This window comes from bacterium SCSIO 12827 (assembly GCA_024397995.1).
Taxonomy (GTDB): Bacteria; Pseudomonadota; Alphaproteobacteria; order Rhodospirillales; family Casp-alpha2; genus UBA1479.
Genome location: CP073746.1, coordinates 416561 through 433657 on the forward strand (window position 1 = coordinate 416561; position 17097 = coordinate 433657).

Genomic DNA, 17097 nt, shown 5'->3' on the forward strand with positions numbered 1-17097 from the left:
GAAGCGAAGCGGCCATAAAAAAACGAGGCAGGCAGAATGCGATTGCTGTTCGCCGATGACCATCCCATGTTTCTCGATGCGGTGCGTGAGCATCTTAACCGCGCTTTTCCCGATATCGAGATTCAGGCGGCGTCCAATCTCGACGAAGTGACGACCAAGCTTTCGAACAAGGGGGACTACGATCTCGTGGTCCTGGATTTCTCCATGCCTGGCATGGAGGGCACGGAAGGGGTCAAACGGCTTCGCGCTACCTATCCTGACCTGGCCATTGCCGTGACCTCCGGCGTCGCCAAGACACGGGACGTGAAGACCGTCCTTGATCTCGGCGCCCATGGGTTTTTGCCGAAAACCTTGACCGGCTCCGCCTATGCGGGGGCCCTTCGTGTGATCGCCGAGGGCGGTACTTACGTGCCGGTGGAAACCATGCAGGCGTTGGCTGCCGAGGCGGCGGACCGCAAGATCAATGCGGAAGGCCTGACGCCCCGCGAGATGGAGGTGCTTGAGGGCATCGCCGACGGAAAACCGAATAAGCAGATCGCTCGTGATCTTGAAATCCATGAAGTCACGGTGAAGCTGCATGCGCGCAGCATCTTCAAAAAAATTGGCGTGCAGAACCGTTCACAAGCGGCCGTTGTCGCCCGCGAACGGGGACTCGTTACGAGGGGCTATGTGCAGGAAAATTACTAACCCTTATGAACGCGGGCCGTCATGGGCATTTCGTGGAAAATCCATAAGGCCGAAAATCTTGTAAGCTTTTCCGTCTTCGGACAATCAAGTCTTCTGGAGACGGTGGATGCGCTGCGGGATTTGGCCGCAGCACCGGACTTCAGGTCCGGTATGCGTCGGCTTTATGTCTGTGATGATGGCCTGATGGCCGCCTCTGGGCTTGATTCCACCCAAGGCGCCTTTGTTGATGTGCTGGGTTTTCAGATCGCCAAGATGTTCGACCATCCGGCGACCGCGGCTTTGGTCTATCGGCGGGACAACACCGTCGCCGCCGACCGCTTTGCGAACACTGCCCGGGTGTGTGACGAAATCTATGCCCGCGACGGCAAAGGGCCCATGGACCGCAAGGTATTCGAAGACATCGAAGACGCCGTAGCCTGGCTGAACCTGCCGCCGGGTTTCCGGCCGTCTTAGGAACCCTTTCCGGATATCAAGGATCGGTAACTTCGGAAAGTTTCCAGCCTTTGTCTTTTTAAGAATTTGTCCCCTGGACCCCACGAGTGGGGGGGCGCAATGCCATCAGTGCGACGAAAGAGACGAGCCCCAGCACACCCGAAAGCATAAGCGCGGCGGCGCCCATATGGTCGATCGCGAGGGCGAACAGGAAAGGGGCCCCGGCCTGGACGAAACGGGCCGGTGCCATCAGCAATCCCTGACGCCGCCCATATCCCACCGCCCCGAAGATGGCGAGGGGGAGCGTTCCGTTGGTGATGGTGAGGATGCCGTTGCCGGCGCCGTGCAATAGGGAGAATGCGGATGCGGCGGGTGCTCCGGCGGCCAGTATTACGGCGGCACCCAAGGGGTGGGTTAGTGCCGCCAGCCGTGCGGACAGCAAGGGGTGATAGTGTTTTAGGAATCCGAATTCAAGCAGCCGGCCCGCGACCTGGGCCGGGCCGACCAAGGCCGCCGCGGCGATTGCCGCGGCGGGAGAGGCCCCGGCCTCTTGCAGTATCCGGGGAAGATGCGCCGCCATCGCGGTGCTGGTGAACCAGGTGATCGCGAAGACCAAGGCCAGGATCGCGGCGGCGAATCTGGGGGGCTCTCCAGGGCCCGCGGACTGATGGGATTCCCCGACCGTCTCTCCACCGGCCGGCGCGCCGTTTCCTTTCGGCACGAACAGCCGGTTAAGTGGCAGGCCGATCACCAGATGGGCGGCGGCCCAGGCGAAACAAGCGGCACGCCAGCCGATCTCGGCTTCCATGAAGGCGGTGATCGGCCAGCAGATGGTGCTGGCGAACCCGGCCATCAGGGTGATGCCGGTGATGGCGCCCCGGGCATCACGGCCGTAGAGGCCGGCGAGGGTCGCAAAGGCGGCATCATAAAGGCCCATGGACATGCCGCCGCCGATGACGAGCCAGGCGGCGAACAGGCCGAGGGCATTCTCGGCCAGGCCGAGCATCCCCAGGCCGGTGGCGAACACAAGGTTCGCCGTCCATAGCAGGCCGCGCCCACCCAGCTTGTCGATCTGGCGCCCGACGACCGGGCCGAGCAATGCCGACAAGATCAGGGCCGCGGAGAAGGCGGCATAGACAAGGCCGGTCGTCACATCGATCTCCGCCGCAATGGGTTCGGCAAGGATCGCCGGCAGATAGTAGGTTGACCCCCAGCCCAGGGTTTGCCCAGTGCCGACGGCGATAACGACGGCTCGGCGTTGGGTCGCCATAATCAGCCCTTAGGCGCCTGCGGCCGTATCAGGGCCGCAACCGCAGCCCTCCTTGCCGGCGGCTTTGGCATCCATGTCACGGACGCAGCAGGCGTCGACCTCTTCGGGCGCCGGTCCGCCGCAGCAGGAGGAGGATTCCTCGGTCACGCCCGGTAGGCTGCACACGCCCGTTTCCGGCAGGTCCAGTTCGACGCGGTGCGCCGCTTCATGGTCGCCGGCGAGCGAGGCGGCGATGGAGCGCACTTGTTCATAGCCCGTGGTCATCAGAAAGGTCGGTGCGCGGCCGTAGGACTTCATCCCGGCGATGAAGAAATCGGGTTCCGGATGACTTAGTTCGCGTACGCCGTGGGGGCGTACGGTGCCGCAACTGTGCAGGTTGGGGTCGATCAGCGGCGCCAGGTCGTTGACGGCCTCAAGCCAGGGGTCGAGACCCAGGCGCACCTCGCGCAGCATGTCAAGCTGCGGACGGAAGCCCGTGGCGACGACGATGCGGTCGACCTGTCGGTGGTCGTCACCGCCGTCCAAGACGCCGTCGATATCAAGACTGTCGCCGTTGCGCGACACGGCGCGCACGGAATAGGGGCGGAGCAGGGTCAGGCGGCCCGATTCCATGGCGGCGCGGGTTCGGATTCCCAGGTCGCCGCGCGCCGGCAGGGCATCGGCGGCGCCACCGCCGAACAACGTGTCGCCGGTATCGCGACGCACAGCCCAGACGATCTCCGTGCCCGGTTCGGCATCCTTCAGGTCCAGCAGGTCTAGAAGCACGTTGAAGGCTGAATGGCCGCTGCCGACCACCAATGTGCGCCTGCCGGCGTAATCGGCGCGGGCCCGGCCCAGCACATCGGGAATGCCATAGGCGATATAATCGGCGCAGTCGGCTTCGCCGGGCGCGGGCAGGCCGCCGACCCCCATGGGGTTCGGCGCGGTCCAGGTGCCGGAGGCATCGATCACCGCGGCGGCGTCAAGAGAAGAGCCGTCGGCGAGCCGGATTTCGAACGGCCGCTCCGCGCGCCCTTCGGAACGGACCTTGTCCATGTCCTTGCGGCCAAGGGCGGTAACCCTGGCGTTGAGGCGCAGATGAGGGCGGATCGACATGTGGGCCGCGAGCGGCGCCAGATAGCGGTCGACGATATCGCCGCCCGTGGGCAGGGCGTCGGGATCGGGTGCTTGCCACCCTGCGTCTTCCAGCAGGCGGCGGGCCGCCTTGTCGACGTTGTAGCGCCAAGGGGAAAACAGGCGCACGTGCCCCCATTCACGCATGGCGGCGCCGGGTTCGGCTCCGGCCTCCAGTATGACGAAGGGCAGGCCGTATTCGTGCAGGTGCGCGGCGGCGGCAAGGCCGACCGGGCCGGCGCCGATGATCGCGACGGGCAGTTCTGATCGGGGTGAAGAAGCGGGCATGACACGTGTCCTTGTCTGATGTTCAATGCATTGATGGGTGATATAAAAGGCCAAAAAATATCAGCAGCAATCCTCGGTCCGGCAGATCCCTTCGCTGTTGGCGGAAACGCAGGCGCCGACCTCGGCCCAGGCCTTTACCGCGACCTGGAATGCCGTTTCACCCTTGTCGGTGATGGTGTAGATCTTCCGCCGCCGCCCACTCACGACCTCTTCGCGGGCAGTGACATAGCCGCCCTTCTCGAATTCCTTCAGGACCGGGTAAAGAGCCCCCGGCGTCGGCGAGCAGCACCCCTGTGTCGTATCCTCAACAGCCTTAGAGATTTCGTAGCCGTGCATGGGGCGACGATTGAGGACGCAGAGGATGAAGAACTTCGACAAGCTCATCTTGATCAGCCCGTTCCAATAGACGGGATCCGTGTAGTCGATCTCTGGCGGCGCGACGGGGGCTAATCGGGGCATGACACTATCGGGGTAGGTGTGAGTAAAGATAGTTACGATGGGTAATATATTATCCATCAATACATAAATCAAGTCAGCTTGTTTGCTGCCTGTGGCGCATGTCATCGGCCATCGTGGCTCGCATGGCGCCCCGCGGGAGGTTAGGATAGGCCATGGCAAAACAGAAAAAGAATGGCGGTTCAGGCACCCGCCCCGCCGCCATCGATCCGGCGCTTGCGGCGCGCATCTGCTGGTACCATTTCCGCGAGGGACAAACTCAGCAGGAGGTCGCGGATCGCGTCGGGCTCAACCGGGCGACGGTGAACCGGGTGATCAACGATGCCCGCCGCGAAGGGATTGTCCGGGTGACCTTGGATCTGCCGCTGGCACCCTGTCTGGAGGCCGAGAACGCGCTGCGCGGAACGTTCGGCCTGCGCAATGCCGTGGTCGTGCCGGCCCCGGCGGACGAGGATGAGGTGCGCCGGGTGGTCGGGCTCGCCGCCGGGCAGTATCTTTCCGGTGTGCTGGCGCCCGATGCCTTCCTGGGGCTTGGTTGGGGGGCGACGATCCATGCCGCGGGGTTCAGCCTGATTCCCCGCGAAGGGGCGGCGAACACCGTCGTGTCTCTGTCGGGCGGCCTGCCGCAAAGCGGCGCCATCAATCCTTACGACAACGCCGCCGCGTTCGCGCGCGTCCTGGGCGCGGGCTGCTATTACATGACCGCGCCGATGATTGCGGAAACGGCGGCCGCCCGGGCGACCTTTGCCGAAAGCGACCCGGTCCGCCGGATCTACGATATTGGCGGGCGGTGTCAGGCGGCCCTGATCTCGGCGGTCGATCTGTCAGCCAAGACGAAGATGGTTGAATACGGCGTGCTGACCCGCGATCAGGTGGCGGACCTTAAACGGGCTGGCTCGGTCGGTAACATTTGCGACTATTTCATCGATGCGGACGGGCGGATGATCGATCACGAGATCAATGCCCGTACCTTGTCGGTGCCTTTCGAGACGCTGCGCCGTATCCCCAATGTCATCCTTGCGGCCGGCGGCACGTTCAAGGCGGACATCGTGCGGGCTGCCCTGTCTGCTGGTCTGGCCAATACGCTGATCACGGACGAGAAGTGTGCGGCGGTTCTGCTGCGCGGCTAAGGGGGCGGTTGTTTCTAGGCCGTGTGCAGCGCGCGTTTGTCGCTGAGGAACGACGTGAAGACCGTGGCGACGACAAGAAACGCGAACGCGACGATCAGGCATCCGTCGATCCCCGCCCATTGATAAGAGATACCGGACAGCAGTGTTCCCAACAGACGCCCGGTGGCGTTTGCGCCGTAGTAGAAGCCGACATTCAGGGTCACGCCATCGTTTTCCGACAATGCCAGGATCAGGTAGGAATGCACGGCGGAATTCACGGCGAACGCGATCCCGAACAGAGCCAGTCCGGCGATCAAAGCGACCCCAGGATCAACGCCGAGGCTCAATGCCGCGATGATCATCACGACGGTCAGGGCGAGCAGGACCAGCCAGATCCTTGCGGCGCGGACTTCGGCGCTCAACCCGTCGAGGGAGCGCGACGTCAGTTTCGGTGCCACCGCCTGCACGAAACCATAACCGATCACCCAGGCGGCCATGAATGTGCCGACCTGATTGAAGGTCCAACCCAGTTGATCGTATAGGAATACGGGCACGCCGACGACGAACCACACGTCGCGCGCACCGAACAGGAACACCCGCGCCGCCGACAGCAAGTTGATCTCCCGCGACTTGGAGAAAATTTCGGTGAACTTGGCTTTCTTCTTGGCCTTGCCCATGCCTTTTTCGACGGCCAGGGCGGCGCTTGCCAGGATGACCGTCAGGAACCCGGCCATCAGCCACAAACCGCCCTGGAACCCGGCGACAGACAGCAGCAGGGCGCCGATGAAAAAGCCCAAGCCCTTGATGGCGTTCTTGGATCCCGTCAACAGGGCGACCCAGCGGTAGAGCCCGCCGGTTCCGGTCTCCGGCACGACGAATTTGAGCGCGCTTTTAGAGCTCATCTTCGTCAGATCCTTGGCGACGCCGGACAGGCCCTGGACCACCAGAACGAACAGCACGGACAGTTCCTTCGGCCAAGCAGGATCGAGCGCGGAGAGGGCGAGCAGGGCGACGATCTGAAGCAACAGGCCACCGGTCAGGGTCAGTTTCAAGCCGAACCTTGACGCCACCCAGCCGCCGCCGGCGTTGGTGATGATGCCCATCAGCTCATACGCAAGGAACAGCACCGCCAGTTCGAACGGGGTGTAGCCCAACCGGTGGAAGTGCAGGAGCACGAGCATGCGCAAGGCACCGTCGGTGAGCATGAAGCCCCAATAGGCGGCGGTCACGACGGCGTATTTTCGAACGTCCAACATCGCTTGATGCTCCAAGGCAGGACGGGTCAATTGATTGACCGCGCCACCTTCTCCGTCAGGTCGTACAGGCGGTGGGCATAACCCATTTCGTTGTCGTACCAGGCGATGATCTTCACCTGGGTGCCGTCCGTGACCATGGTCGACGGCGCGTCGATGATCGACGAATGGGTATCGCTTTTGAAGTCGCTGGACACTAGGGGCCGGTCCTCGACATCAAGGATGCCCATGAGCGGCCCATCGGCGGCCCGGCGCAGAAGGCCGTTGATCTCTTCCACTGTCGTCTTGCGCGCGACCTCAAACACGCAGTCCGTGATGGAGGCGTTGAGCAGCGGCACCCGCACGGCGATGCCGTCCAACTTGCCTTTCAATTCCGGAAAAATCATGGTGATCGCCGTCGCCGATCCGGTCGACGTCGGGATCAGGTTGGCCAGGGCCGAACGGGCCCGGCGCATGTCCTTCATGGGCTTGTCGATTACCGTCTGCGTGTTGGTCACGTCGTGAATGGTGGTGATCATGCCATGGGCGATGCCGATGCCTTCGTGGATGACCTTGACCACGGGGGCCAAGCAATTGGTGGTGCAGGATGCCGCGGTCACAAGGTCGTGGACCTGTGGGTCGTATAGGTCGTCATTGACGCCCATGACGATGTTCAGGGCGTCGCCCTTCACCGGTGCGGAGACGACGACTTTCTTTACCCCGGCGGCGTAATAGGGCGCCAAGGCGTCGCGGGTTTTGAATTTGCCGGAACACTCCAAAACCAGGTCCACGCCCAGATCCGCCCAGTCGATTTCGGCCGGTTTCGATGTGCTGGAATACCCGAGGCGCCGGTCACCGAGAATGAACGCATCCGCGCCGTCCGCCCGCGTCGCCACGGGCCAGCGGCCGTGGACGCTGTCGAAGGCCATTAGGTGCGCCGCCATCTCCGCCGTGCCGCCGGGTTCGTTGATGTGGACGATGTCGATATCGCCCCTGCCCCAGGCGCCGCCCGGGCCTTGCAGGCTGGCCGGTTTGGCGGGATCGAACCCCCAGGCCGCGCGCAGGGCCAGGCGGCCCATGCGGCCGAAGCCGTTGATTGCAACACGTACGGTCATGTCTGCTGTGTTCTCCTAAAGATTGACGACCAGCCCGTCATGGGCCGTTTCCTCGGGCACCTCGTCTCTATGAGGAAACATTTCACGGCTGAAGTGGGTCAGGATCATGCGCTTGGGCTTCAGGTCGTTCTTATGCTCGACAATGTCGGGATAGTTCATGTGGAACTTGATGGGCTTGCCGTAGAAATAGCATTCGCAGATGAACAGGTCCGCGTCCCGGGCTAGCGCCGGCATGTGCTTGGTCCAGGCGCTGTCACCCGTATAGGAAACGACTTTCCCGGCGATCTCCGTGCGCAAGCTGGTGGGATTGGTCTCCCCCGTATGTGCCGCCGGATAGGGGGTGACGGTTAGCGGGCCGATCTGTGATTCCTGCATGACCGGCATTTCTACATAATCCAGTTGAAACTTTGGTGACATGGCGTGCATGCCCGGCATCAAAGCTTCGCAGATGCCCGCGATGCGGGCCTGGGTGTCGCGCGGTCCGGCGATTACCAGGGGTTTCGTCCGCTTGGCCCCCAGCATGGAATCCATCAGAAAGAAAGGCAGGCCGCCGCAATGGTCGCCATGGATATGGGTCAGCACCACGGCGTCGATGGTGGTGTGATCGATGCCGAGCTGATTCAAGGCGGTCATGCTGGTGGCGCCGAAGTCGATGACGTAGCGAAAGCCCGGCGCGTCGACCATATAACAGGTCTGGAATCGGCCGCCGGCACCGAAGGCATCGCCCGATCCGACAAAGGTGACTGTCACGCTCATGGAATGTTCCTCTTAGATGATTTCGTCGGCGCGCAGACGGGAAACCTCGTCCTGCGACAGGCCGAACACGTCGTGCAAAACTTCGTCGGTATGTTCGCCCAGGGTCGGCGGCGGGCGGCGGTAGGATACGGGCGTTCCCGACATCTTGATGGGATTGCCGATCATGTCCACCGGCTGTCCGCCGGCGGCGCCATGGGGCATGGAAATCTTCATGCCGCGGGCCTGAACGTGGGGGTCGGCGAACACCTGCTCCAGGTCGTTGATCGGGCAGACCGGCAGGCTCGCCGCGCTCAGGTCTTCGATCCATTCCGTGCTGGTCCGCCGGTACATGATTTCCTGCACCTTGGCGATAAGGACGTCGCGGTTCTTCAGCCGATCCGGATTGGTTGCGAAGCGCGGATCAGTGGCCAGTTCAGGTTCCCCTGCCATATCGCAAAAGCGGCGAAACTGGTCGTCGTTGTTGGCGCCCATGATGACGAAGCCGTCCTTCGTCTCGAACGCCTGGTACGGCACCGTGTTGGGGTGGGCAGTGCCCAGGCGTTCCGGGATCGTGCCGCCGATCAGATAGTTCATGCCCTGGTTATAGAGCCAGCCGACCTGGACATCGAGCAGGCCCAGGTCGATGTGTTGACCCTCGCCGGTGGCGTCCCGGTGGCGCAGCGCCGCCAGGATGGCGACCGCCGCGTACATGCCGGTCATCACGTCGTTGACGGCGATCGGCACCTTGACCGGAAGCCGGCCGGGTTCGCCGGTCATGCTGATCAGGCCGCCCAGGCCTTGGGCCATCATGTCGTACCCGGGGCGCGGCGCGTAGGGGCCTGTCTGCCCGTAACCGGTGATCGAACAATAAACGAGGCCGGGGAAATTGGCCTTCAGGTCGTCGTAGCTTAGGCCGTACTTCGCCATGCCCCCGACCTTCAGGTTTTCGATCAGCACGTCCGATTTGGCCAGCATGCGGCGGATCAGGGCGACGCCTTCCGGCTTGGCGATATCGACCGTGACGGACCGCTTGTTGCGGTTGGCCGACAGGTAGTAGGCGCTTTCGCCGCTGTTGCCGCCTTGGGCGTCCTTCATATAGGGCGGGCCCCAGGTGCGGGTCTCATCCCCGACGCCGCGCCGTTCCACCTTGATGACCTCGGCACCGAGATCCCCAAGCAGTTGGGTCGATGAGGGGCCGGCGAGAACCCGGCTCATGTCGAGCACGGTAATTCCCTGCAGGGCGCTGCGTGATGTCATGTCTGCCTCCCGAGATTATTTCTCGGGATAGTAACATATGTAAAAAATAAAAACATATGTAATTTTCACTTGCGATGGGTTGGCCAACCGAAAAAGTGACGCCGGTCTACTTCATTGGCTGTCCGCCGATGCGGCGCCGGACAGCGTTTCCGGCTTCGTACCAGACCTTGCTGGCGTTGGTGATCTTCACCACCGAAAGCATGACCGGCACCTCGACCAGCACGCCGACGACGGTTGCCAGCGCCGCCCCGGATTCGAAACCGAACAGCACGATGGCGGTGGCGACGGCGAGTTCGAAGAAATTGCTGGCGCCGATCAACGCCGACGGTGCGGCGACGCAATGGTCGACCCCGAAAGCCCGGTTCAACAGATAGGCCAGGCCGGAATTGAAATAGACCTGGATTAGAATGGGAATAGCCAGGAGCGCGATGATCAGGGGTTGGGCGATGATCTGTTCGCCCTGGAAACCGAACAGCAGGACCAGCGTCGCCAGCAGGGCGATCAGGGATGCCGGTCCCATGCGGTCAAGGGCAGCGGCCAACGTTTCGGGGCCGCCCCGGGCAAGCAGGCGGCGGCGCAGGACCTGGGCGATGATAACCGGCACGACGATGTAGAGCACGACAGACAGCAACAGCGTTTCCCACGGCACGGTGATCGCCGACAGGCCCAGCAGAAGTCCGACGATGGGTGCGAAGGCGAACACCATGATGACATCGTTGACGGCGACCTGACTGAGGGTGAAATGAGGCTCGCCCCCGGTCAGGTTGCTCCAGACGAAGACCATGGCGGTGCAGGGGGCCGCCGCCAGAATGATCAGCCCGGCGATGTAGGACTGGATCTGGTCGGCCGGCAGGTAGGGTGCGAACAGATGACCGATGAACAGCCAGCCCAGGGCCGCCATGGAAAACGGCTTCACCGCCCAGTTGATGAACAAGGTCACGCCGACGCCGCGCCAGTGCTCCTTGACCTGATGCAGGGCGCCGAAGTCGATCTTTACCAGCATGGGAATGATCATCAGCCAGACAAGAACGGCGACCGGCAGATTAACCTGGGCGATCTCCATCGCGCCGGCCGCCTGAAAGATGCCGGGCTGGAAGTGGCCCAACGCAACGCCGACGACGATGCAGAGCGCGACCCAGAGGGAGAGGTATCGTTCGAAAAGGGACATGGGGGAGTTCTTTTCTTAGTCTTTGATTTCAGGGGATGCGTGCCGCTCAGGCGCTGTCCGACATGGGGCGGCCGATCTCGTCGAGGCGTCTTTGCAGGGCCAGCTTGTCGAGCGAGCGGATCGGCAGATTCACGAATACGCTAATCCGGTTGGTCAAGTAGCGCATGGTTTCCGCGAACACGGCCCGCTTTTCCGCTTCGGTGCCCTCGAACGCGGCAGGGTCGGGAATGCCCCAATGGGCGGTCATGGGCTGTCCCGGCCATACGGGGCAAACTTCATTGGCGGTCTGGTCGCAAACCGTGAACACGAAATCCATCTTCGGCGCATTCGGTTCCGCGAATTCCGACCAATCCTTGGACCGCAATTCCGACACGGGATAATTCTGATGGCCCAGAAGGTCGATCACATAGGGGTGGACCTGTCCGGCCGGCTGGCTGCCGGCGCTGAATGCCTTGAACTTGCCGGCGCCGTGGCGGCTCAGGATGGTCTCGGCCAGGATGCTGCGGGCCGAATTGCCGCGGCACAGGAACAGAACGTTGAACGGGATGTCGTTGTCATTCATCGGAGGTTTCCTTCTCCTTACATGTGGCAGCGGCGCGGGTTTGGAGTGCGGGCGTTCCGTAGCCGCAGATTTCCGGGCGGCCCCCACAGCAGTCTTCGGTCAGGTAGGTGATCAGGCGCCGCGTCCCTTCGACGTCGACCGCATAGAGAATCTGCTGCCGGCGGCGCGTCGACCGCAGCAAACCGGCTTGGCTCATTTGCGCCAAATGGCTCGACAAGGTGGACGGCGGAACGTCCAACGCTTTCGCGACGTCCCCCGCAGGCAGGCCGCTCGGGCCGGCGGACATCAGCAGACGAAACACCGCCAGGCGGAGGTCGTGGCTGAGGGCGGCGAACAGGGCGACGTAATTATCTTGATCGTTCATAATTCGGTTTTTCCCGAAATAAGAAATCAAGTCAAGAAATCTATCGCCTGATCCATGCCGGTTCATCAAAACTTCATGGAGCGGCCAAAAAGGCCGATGTCGGCATCAGCCAACCGCGGATGGAGGTTTTGACGCCCAAGGGCGTCAATCCGCTTTGTTTTGCGCGACCTTTGGAGCGCGGGTTTAAGTGTCTGAATAGGAACCAATATTATTCAGGCGCTATTCAATCCGCGGCCGATGCGGCCGCGGCGGCGATCTGCCGGTTTCTGACGCCGCGCCAGATCATGGCAACCAGTGTCAGCGCCGCCAAGCCGACGAAGACCAGTGAGATCGGACGCTCCAGGAAGATCACCGGATTGCCGCCGGACATGATCAACGCGCGGCGCACCCCGTCCTCCAGCAACGGCCCCAGAAGGAACGCGATCAGCATGGGCAGGGGCGAGAACCCGGCGCGGCGCATGGCGTAGCCGAGGACGCCGAACAGGTACATGACCCCAACATCGAAGATCTGGCGCGTTGTCGCGTAGACGCCGATGGTCGCGACCAGAAGAATCAAGGGGAACAGGATGCGCTTGTCGATGGCCAAGGCATAACGGGCCAGGCGAATGAATCCGAAACCCATGGAAATCAGCAGCAGATTGGCGACGATCAGGCTGAGGAAGATGGCATAGACGATGGGCCCTTGTTGTTCCATGAGGAACGGCCCCGGCGTCAGCCCATGAATCATGAAAGCGCCCAGGACCAGCGCGGCCTCGATATTGCCGGGAATGCCCAGGGTGACCAGGGGAATGAGATTGGCGCCGGTGCCGGCGCTGTTACCGGCCTCCGCCGCGGCGATGCCCTTCAGGCCGCCCTGGCCGATCTTGTCTTCGGGCCGCGACAGGCGCTTGGCCGTCAGATAGGACAGGAACGCGCCCACAGTGGCGCCCAGGCCGGGCGTGGCACCTATGAAGGTCCCGATGGCGCCGGAGCGCAGAATGGTCGGCAACAAGGGGATGAGTTCGGAAATCTTCAGCGATTCACCGCCGCGGCTCAGGGCCATGCCGTTGAGCGCAATGTCCTCGTGGTGGCCCCCGGTTTCCTTACGCAGCTGAACGAAGGCCTCGGAAAACACCAGCAGCCCCAGAAGAATCGGCACGATGGCGAACCCGTCGTCCAGGTTGGCGATATCGAAGGTGAATCGCGCCTTGGCCGTGAACAGGTCGCGCCCGACGGTGCCCAGCAACAACCCGAACCCGGTCGAGATCATGCCCTTGATCGGCGAGGAGCCGACCATGGCGCCGATGATCAACAACGCAAACAGGACGATGGCGGCATATTCCGGCGGCCCGACCTTGAGGGCCACGGCGGCGATGGGGGCCGCCACCAGCAGCAGCACGATATCGGAGAACAGATCGCCGATGACCGAGGAGTAGAGCGCCGTGTGCAGCGCCTTCTTGGACTGGCCCTTCTGTGTCAGTTGATGGCCGTCGATGGCGGTAAAGCTCGCCTGCGACGTTCCCGGCATGTTGAGCAGGATCGCCGGAATGCTGCCGCCGAAGCTGGTGCCCTTGCCGATCGCCAGCAAACACACGATGCCCACCACCGGATCCAGGTAGTAGGTGAACGGGATCAACAGGCCGATGGCGACATTTCCGCCGATGCCGGGAAGGGCCCCGAACAGGAACCCCAGGATGATCCCCAGGCAGGAAAAGGCCAAATTCTGAACGGTGGCAACTAACTCTATAGCTGCTGTGAGATTTGCGAGCAAGGAAGCCTCTTTGTCTTGTTGTTCTGAAGCGTTCCTCCAAACGGTGTCACGGCGTTCTTGAGCGCGCCGATTGACCAGCCCAAATTATTAGGGCTGAAAATATTTTGTTATTTCAAATAGATAATGGCGTTTTTCGATTCCTCTTCCGATTTGGAATGGGATCCTGGCACGCCATTGGCCGTGGCGGATGTGTTGATCCGCCGGAAATCCGTTTCTCGAACCTACGAATTCCGCCGCAACTTGACAACTTAAAAAACTATGGTGTAATTCGCTTCAGAAGGTCGATGAAAGACCCAGGGGACGGCTCCCCAAAAAAGCCGCGGAAACCTCCAAACAACCAGATAGGAGAACGTCTTCGGGCGAATAGACCTTATTCAATCGACATATGCGGTGACGCAACGCGGCGGCCGCCACGAACTCCTTCGTTCTAATAAAACCAACCCAGACACGGAGTGTTTCGAACATGGCTATCACGCGTTTCCGCCGCCTTCTCGGCGCCATGGCCTTCACGGCCGCGGGCCTTGCCGCGGCCCTCAATACCGCCCCCGTTCAGGCGGCGTTTCCCGAAAAACCCATCACCATTCTGATCGGCTACGGTCCCGGCGGGATGACCGACGTATCGACGCGCATTCTCGCGGAGAAAATGGAGAAGATCCTGGGCGTCGACGTCCTGGTCGAAAACAAACCGGGCGCCGGTGGTACCCTGGCCTGGGCATCGTTGCTTGAACGGCCGGCCGATGGCTACACCATGACCAGCTTCGGGTCCTCCGCCTATGTCACCGCGGTCATGCTCGACCGCAAGATCGGCCTCAAGGACTTCTCCCCCATCGGGCGTTTCATGGTGCAGCAGCGCGTGCTGTTCTCGCGCAAGGACATGCCCTTCAAGACGCTTGAAGAGATGATGACCTACGCCAAGGATAAGCCGGTCACCTTCGCCGACGGCGGCGCCTTCTGGGCGGCGCGCACGGTCGAGGCCTTCGCCAAGCAGTTTGATCTGAAAATTCGTCTGGTGCCGTTCCGCAGCGGCGCTGAAGGGTCCGCCGCCATCCTGGGCGGTCACGTCGCGACGGCGGAAACCGGCGTCGGGACCGGCGCCTGGCTGGGCGCCACGCGCAAGGGCACGCTGAACATTCTGGGTGTGCTCAGCCCCGGCAACCTGGACGAAGTCGGCCAGCCCGGCGTCAAAAGCATTTCCGAAGTCGGCGCCAAACACCTGGCGGAAATGACCTACGGTTATGCCGCCAAGTCCGGCACGCCGGCGGACCGGCTCAAGATTTTGGCCGATGCCGTGGAAAAGGCGCTTGCCGATCCGGACACGCACAAGAAGTTCAAGGCCCGCGACCTGATCCCCGGCTGGAGCCCCGGCGGTGAATACATGACGTACCTCGATGGCCTGACCACCGAGGCCAAGGCCCTGAAGGCCTACCTCGGCGAATGACGCCGACGGCGACAAAGCAGGAGAGATTGCGTGACGCCGTCGCCGGCGTCACGCTTCTCGCCTTTTCCTTCGCGCTCTGGTTCGTCCTGATCCCGCGATTCGCCGGAGGGCACGGCGATCACACCACGCTGGCGGCGATCGCCGCCTTCGTGATCGGTGGCCTGTCCATACTGTTGATCCTCTTGGCTGCATTGGGCATCCCCAGTGCGTCGTCCACGGCGACGGAAGACGACCCCTTCCTGGACGTGGGCGGGGGTGGGGAGCCGCCACGCCTGATCCTGCTGGCCGGGGTTTGGGGCCTGTTCGTCCTTGGCCTGGGATACGCCGGATTTTTCATCTGCGGCGCCCTGGCGGTGTCCGGCTCGTTCTTTCTGTTGGGCATCCGCCAGCCCCTGCGCATCGCCGTCTGGACGGCGGGGGCCCTGGCAGTCAGCTATCTGGTATTCGACCTGGGGTTCAAACTCGCCTTGCCGTCCGGGCGCTGGATTGATGCCTTGCGTCAGGCCGCGGGTGCGTGATCTTCGGCCTTGCGGCGGCGCTGGAACCATCCGTCGTTTGCGCGGTTCAGCGGCTGTCGTTTCGCGCTATAGTCGCCGGCAACGGCCCGGTGCGACCGCCGGACGATAAAAAAGGACCTATCCAGGGAGCGCATCCATGGCCCGAGCCGAGGACTCCGCATTGAGCCTTTCCGATGGGACGGCGTCCACCGAGACCGCCGCCGCGCCTGCGGCGGGCGGCACGGGAAAGCCCGAGACGTCGGAACTTGAACGCCTGGCCCAGGATGAACGCATCCAGGCCCTGCAGGCCGCGCTGACGCGGGCCGTGGCGCAGCGGGGCGAATCCAAAATCCATACCCTGAGCGACGCCTTGTTCAACCTGATTGAACGCGGCTTCTGGCGGTCCGGTGACAAGCTTCCGGGCGAACGGGAACTCAGTCTCGTCCTGCACCTCAGCCTGGGCACGGTTCAGGCCGCGTTGCGCGAACTGGTCACCGCGCGGCTTCTGGAACGGCGCCGGGGGGCGGGGACCTTTGTCGCCGACGCCCGGGAACTGGGCTCAAGCATCTGGCATTTCCGCTTCCGCACCTTGGACGGCCGGAACCTTCTGCCCTGGGCAAGCAAGATCCTGTCCATCGACGAGATCAGCGAGCAGGGCCCCTGGGCCGACTTCCTGGGCTTCGCACCCAGCTATATCCGTATCCGCCGCCTCAACGACATGCGGGACTTCAAGGTTTATTCGGAAATGCATTTGGACGGGCCGCGCTTTCGTCCGCTGCTCGACGTGCCCTACGATCTGTTGTCCCAGAAGAACATCCGCATCTTTCTTCATGAGCGCTACAACGCGCCGACCTTTCGCGGCGTTCACCGCGTTTTATCGACCACCATCACCGATAACATTGCCCCCCTGATCGACGTGGCGCCGGGATCGCACGGGCTGTTGATCAAGGCTCTGGGGTTCACCTTCCGCGACCAGCCGATTTCCTATCAGACCATCGTCGTGCCCGAAACGCCCTACGAATTGGAAATTCTGGGGTAAGGCCCAAAGGCCTGTGGTCGGCCGCTCGAACTAAGCGGTTTCCGGCGAGTTTGTAGGAAACGAATCTAGTTTTTAAGGATCGGCCAATTTGGTGCGGGATGTGTGGTATCTGGCTTTTAAAATATCGCGATCTACTTTTTAATGGTCCGGGAAAATAGGCATCTATATTTTAAAGAGTTTTCCTATCTGGGCCCGCACATGTGGGCACGTTAATGCGGCCATCCTTTCTCAGCGCTATAAGACAGTTACGCGCGGTAGGCGAACGGGCATCTAGCGGAGGCAAACTAAGAAAATGCGAATATTTCACGACAATGTAGAAAGCTGTGATGGTCATCACAGCTAGCCGCCCGTCAACTCATAAGATCAATCTAAATTTCAACTAATCGTATGCGGTCTTCAATGGGCCGCGTGTCGGGCTCCACAAAGGGAACTTAAAGTACAATCCACCGTCATCGCCGGGAGATTCTTCCGGTTTTCGCCAATCCGATGCGGCCCGCACACCCCGGCGGCCGTATCGACGTCGAATTTAGCCGATGCAGACAAGACCCCTTTTCGCTTCAGCCCTGTTGGCTGCTTTTCTCGCGG

General features: G+C 62.2%; 17 protein-coding genes. 6 read left to right on the forward strand and 11 right to left on the reverse strand.

The genetic code is table 11. The annotated features are described in order from the left end of the window. Positions 1 to 36 precede the first annotated feature (36 nt). Positions 37 to 687, forward strand: coding sequence for a response regulator transcription factor (locus KFF05_01950; protein UTW52171.1), 651 nt, complete (start codon positions 37 to 39; stop codon positions 685 to 687). Positions 688 to 870: 183 nt separating this feature from the next. Next, positions 871 to 1140, forward strand: a complete 270-nt coding sequence (locus KFF05_01955) for a hypothetical protein (GenBank protein UTW52172.1) — start codon at positions 871 to 873, stop codon at positions 1138 to 1140. Positions 1141 to 1198: 58 nt separating this feature from the next. Here KFF05_01955 and KFF05_01960 read toward each other — a convergent pair whose 3' ends face one another. The 3 genes from KFF05_01960 to KFF05_01970 are packed head-to-tail and all read right to left on the reverse strand — an operon-like array spanning position 1199 to position 4174. Further along, entirely contained in the window at positions 1199 to 2389 is a 1191-nt protein-coding gene (locus tag KFF05_01960) for an MFS transporter (protein UTW52173.1), read from the reverse strand. A 9-nt stretch (positions 2390 to 2398) separates the two neighbouring features. Further along, on the reverse strand, positions 2399 to 3790 hold the full coding sequence (locus tag KFF05_01965) for an NAD(P)-binding domain-containing protein (protein UTW52174.1): 1392 nt from the start codon (positions 3788 to 3790) through the stop codon (positions 2399 to 2401). A 60-nt stretch (positions 3791 to 3850) separates the two neighbouring features. Then, a complete protein-coding gene (locus KFF05_01970; protein UTW53542.1) occupies positions 3851 to 4174 on the reverse strand; it encodes a PadR family transcriptional regulator in 324 nt (107 codons plus the stop codon). Positions 4175 to 4401: 227 nt separating this feature from the next. On the opposite strand from KFF05_01970, the gene KFF05_01975 reads away from it, so the two are divergent. Then, the gene (locus tag KFF05_01975; protein ID UTW52175.1) at positions 4402 to 5376 is read left to right on the forward strand and encodes a sugar-binding transcriptional regulator; all 975 of its coding nucleotides are present in this window, start codon (positions 4402 to 4404) and stop codon (positions 5374 to 5376) included. Between the two features lie 14 nt (positions 5377 to 5390). Here the strand turns inward: KFF05_01975 and arsJ are convergent, their stop codons facing one another. The 8 genes from arsJ to KFF05_02015 form a co-directional block, all read right to left on the reverse strand. Beyond that, complete coding sequence (gene arsJ, locus KFF05_01980) at positions 5391 to 6611, reverse strand: organoarsenical effux MFS transporter ArsJ (GenBank protein ID UTW52176.1); 1221 nt, start codon at positions 6609 to 6611, stop codon at positions 5391 to 5393. A gap of 26 nt (positions 6612 to 6637) precedes the next feature. After that, complete coding sequence (locus KFF05_01985) at positions 6638 to 7702, reverse strand: ArsJ-associated glyceraldehyde-3-phosphate dehydrogenase (protein ID UTW52177.1); 1065 nt, start codon at positions 7700 to 7702, stop codon at positions 6638 to 6640. Positions 7703 to 7717: 15 nt separating this feature from the next. Continuing rightward, positions 7718 to 8458 (reverse strand): MBL fold metallo-hydrolase, encoded by a 741-nt coding sequence (locus KFF05_01990; protein UTW52178.1) that lies wholly within the window; start codon positions 8456 to 8458, stop codon positions 7718 to 7720. 12 nt (positions 8459 to 8470) lie between these two features. After that, positions 8471 to 9694: a CoA transferase gene (locus tag KFF05_01995; protein ID UTW52179.1), complete on the reverse strand. Its 1224-nt coding sequence runs from the start codon at positions 9692 to 9694 to the stop codon at positions 8471 to 8473. A 106-nt stretch (positions 9695 to 9800) separates the two neighbouring features. Then, a complete protein-coding gene (arsB, locus tag KFF05_02000; GenBank protein ID UTW52180.1) occupies positions 9801 to 10862 on the reverse strand; it encodes an ACR3 family arsenite efflux transporter in 1062 nt (353 codons plus the stop codon). 46 nt (positions 10863 to 10908) lie between these two features. Beyond that, entirely contained in the window at positions 10909 to 11424 is a 516-nt protein-coding gene (locus tag KFF05_02005; GenBank protein UTW52181.1) for an arsenate reductase ArsC, read from the reverse strand. Continuing rightward, a complete protein-coding gene (locus KFF05_02010) occupies positions 11417 to 11788 on the reverse strand; it encodes a helix-turn-helix transcriptional regulator (GenBank protein UTW52182.1) in 372 nt (123 codons plus the stop codon). The genes KFF05_02005 and KFF05_02010 overlap by 8 nt, the downstream gene beginning before the upstream one ends. A gap of 223 nt (positions 11789 to 12011) precedes the next feature. Continuing rightward, positions 12012 to 13538, reverse strand: coding sequence for a tripartite tricarboxylate transporter permease (locus KFF05_02015; protein ID UTW52183.1), 1527 nt, complete (start codon positions 13536 to 13538; stop codon positions 12012 to 12014). Between the two features lie 463 nt (positions 13539 to 14001). On the opposite strand from KFF05_02015, the gene KFF05_02020 reads away from it, so the two are divergent. The 3 genes from KFF05_02020 (at position 14002) to KFF05_02030 (ending at position 16512) form a co-directional block, all read left to right on the forward strand. After that, positions 14002 to 14976, forward strand: coding sequence for a tripartite tricarboxylate transporter substrate binding protein (locus KFF05_02020; GenBank protein UTW52184.1), 975 nt, complete (start codon positions 14002 to 14004; stop codon positions 14974 to 14976). 26 nt (positions 14977 to 15002) lie between these two features. Continuing rightward, entirely contained in the window at positions 15003 to 15494 is a 492-nt protein-coding gene (locus KFF05_02025) for a hypothetical protein (GenBank protein UTW52185.1), read from the forward strand. A gap of 160 nt (positions 15495 to 15654) precedes the next feature. Beyond that, on the forward strand, positions 15655 to 16512 hold the full coding sequence (locus KFF05_02030) for a GntR family transcriptional regulator (GenBank protein ID UTW52186.1): 858 nt from the start codon (positions 15655 to 15657) through the stop codon (positions 16510 to 16512). Positions 16513 to 17097 lie beyond the last annotated feature (585 nt).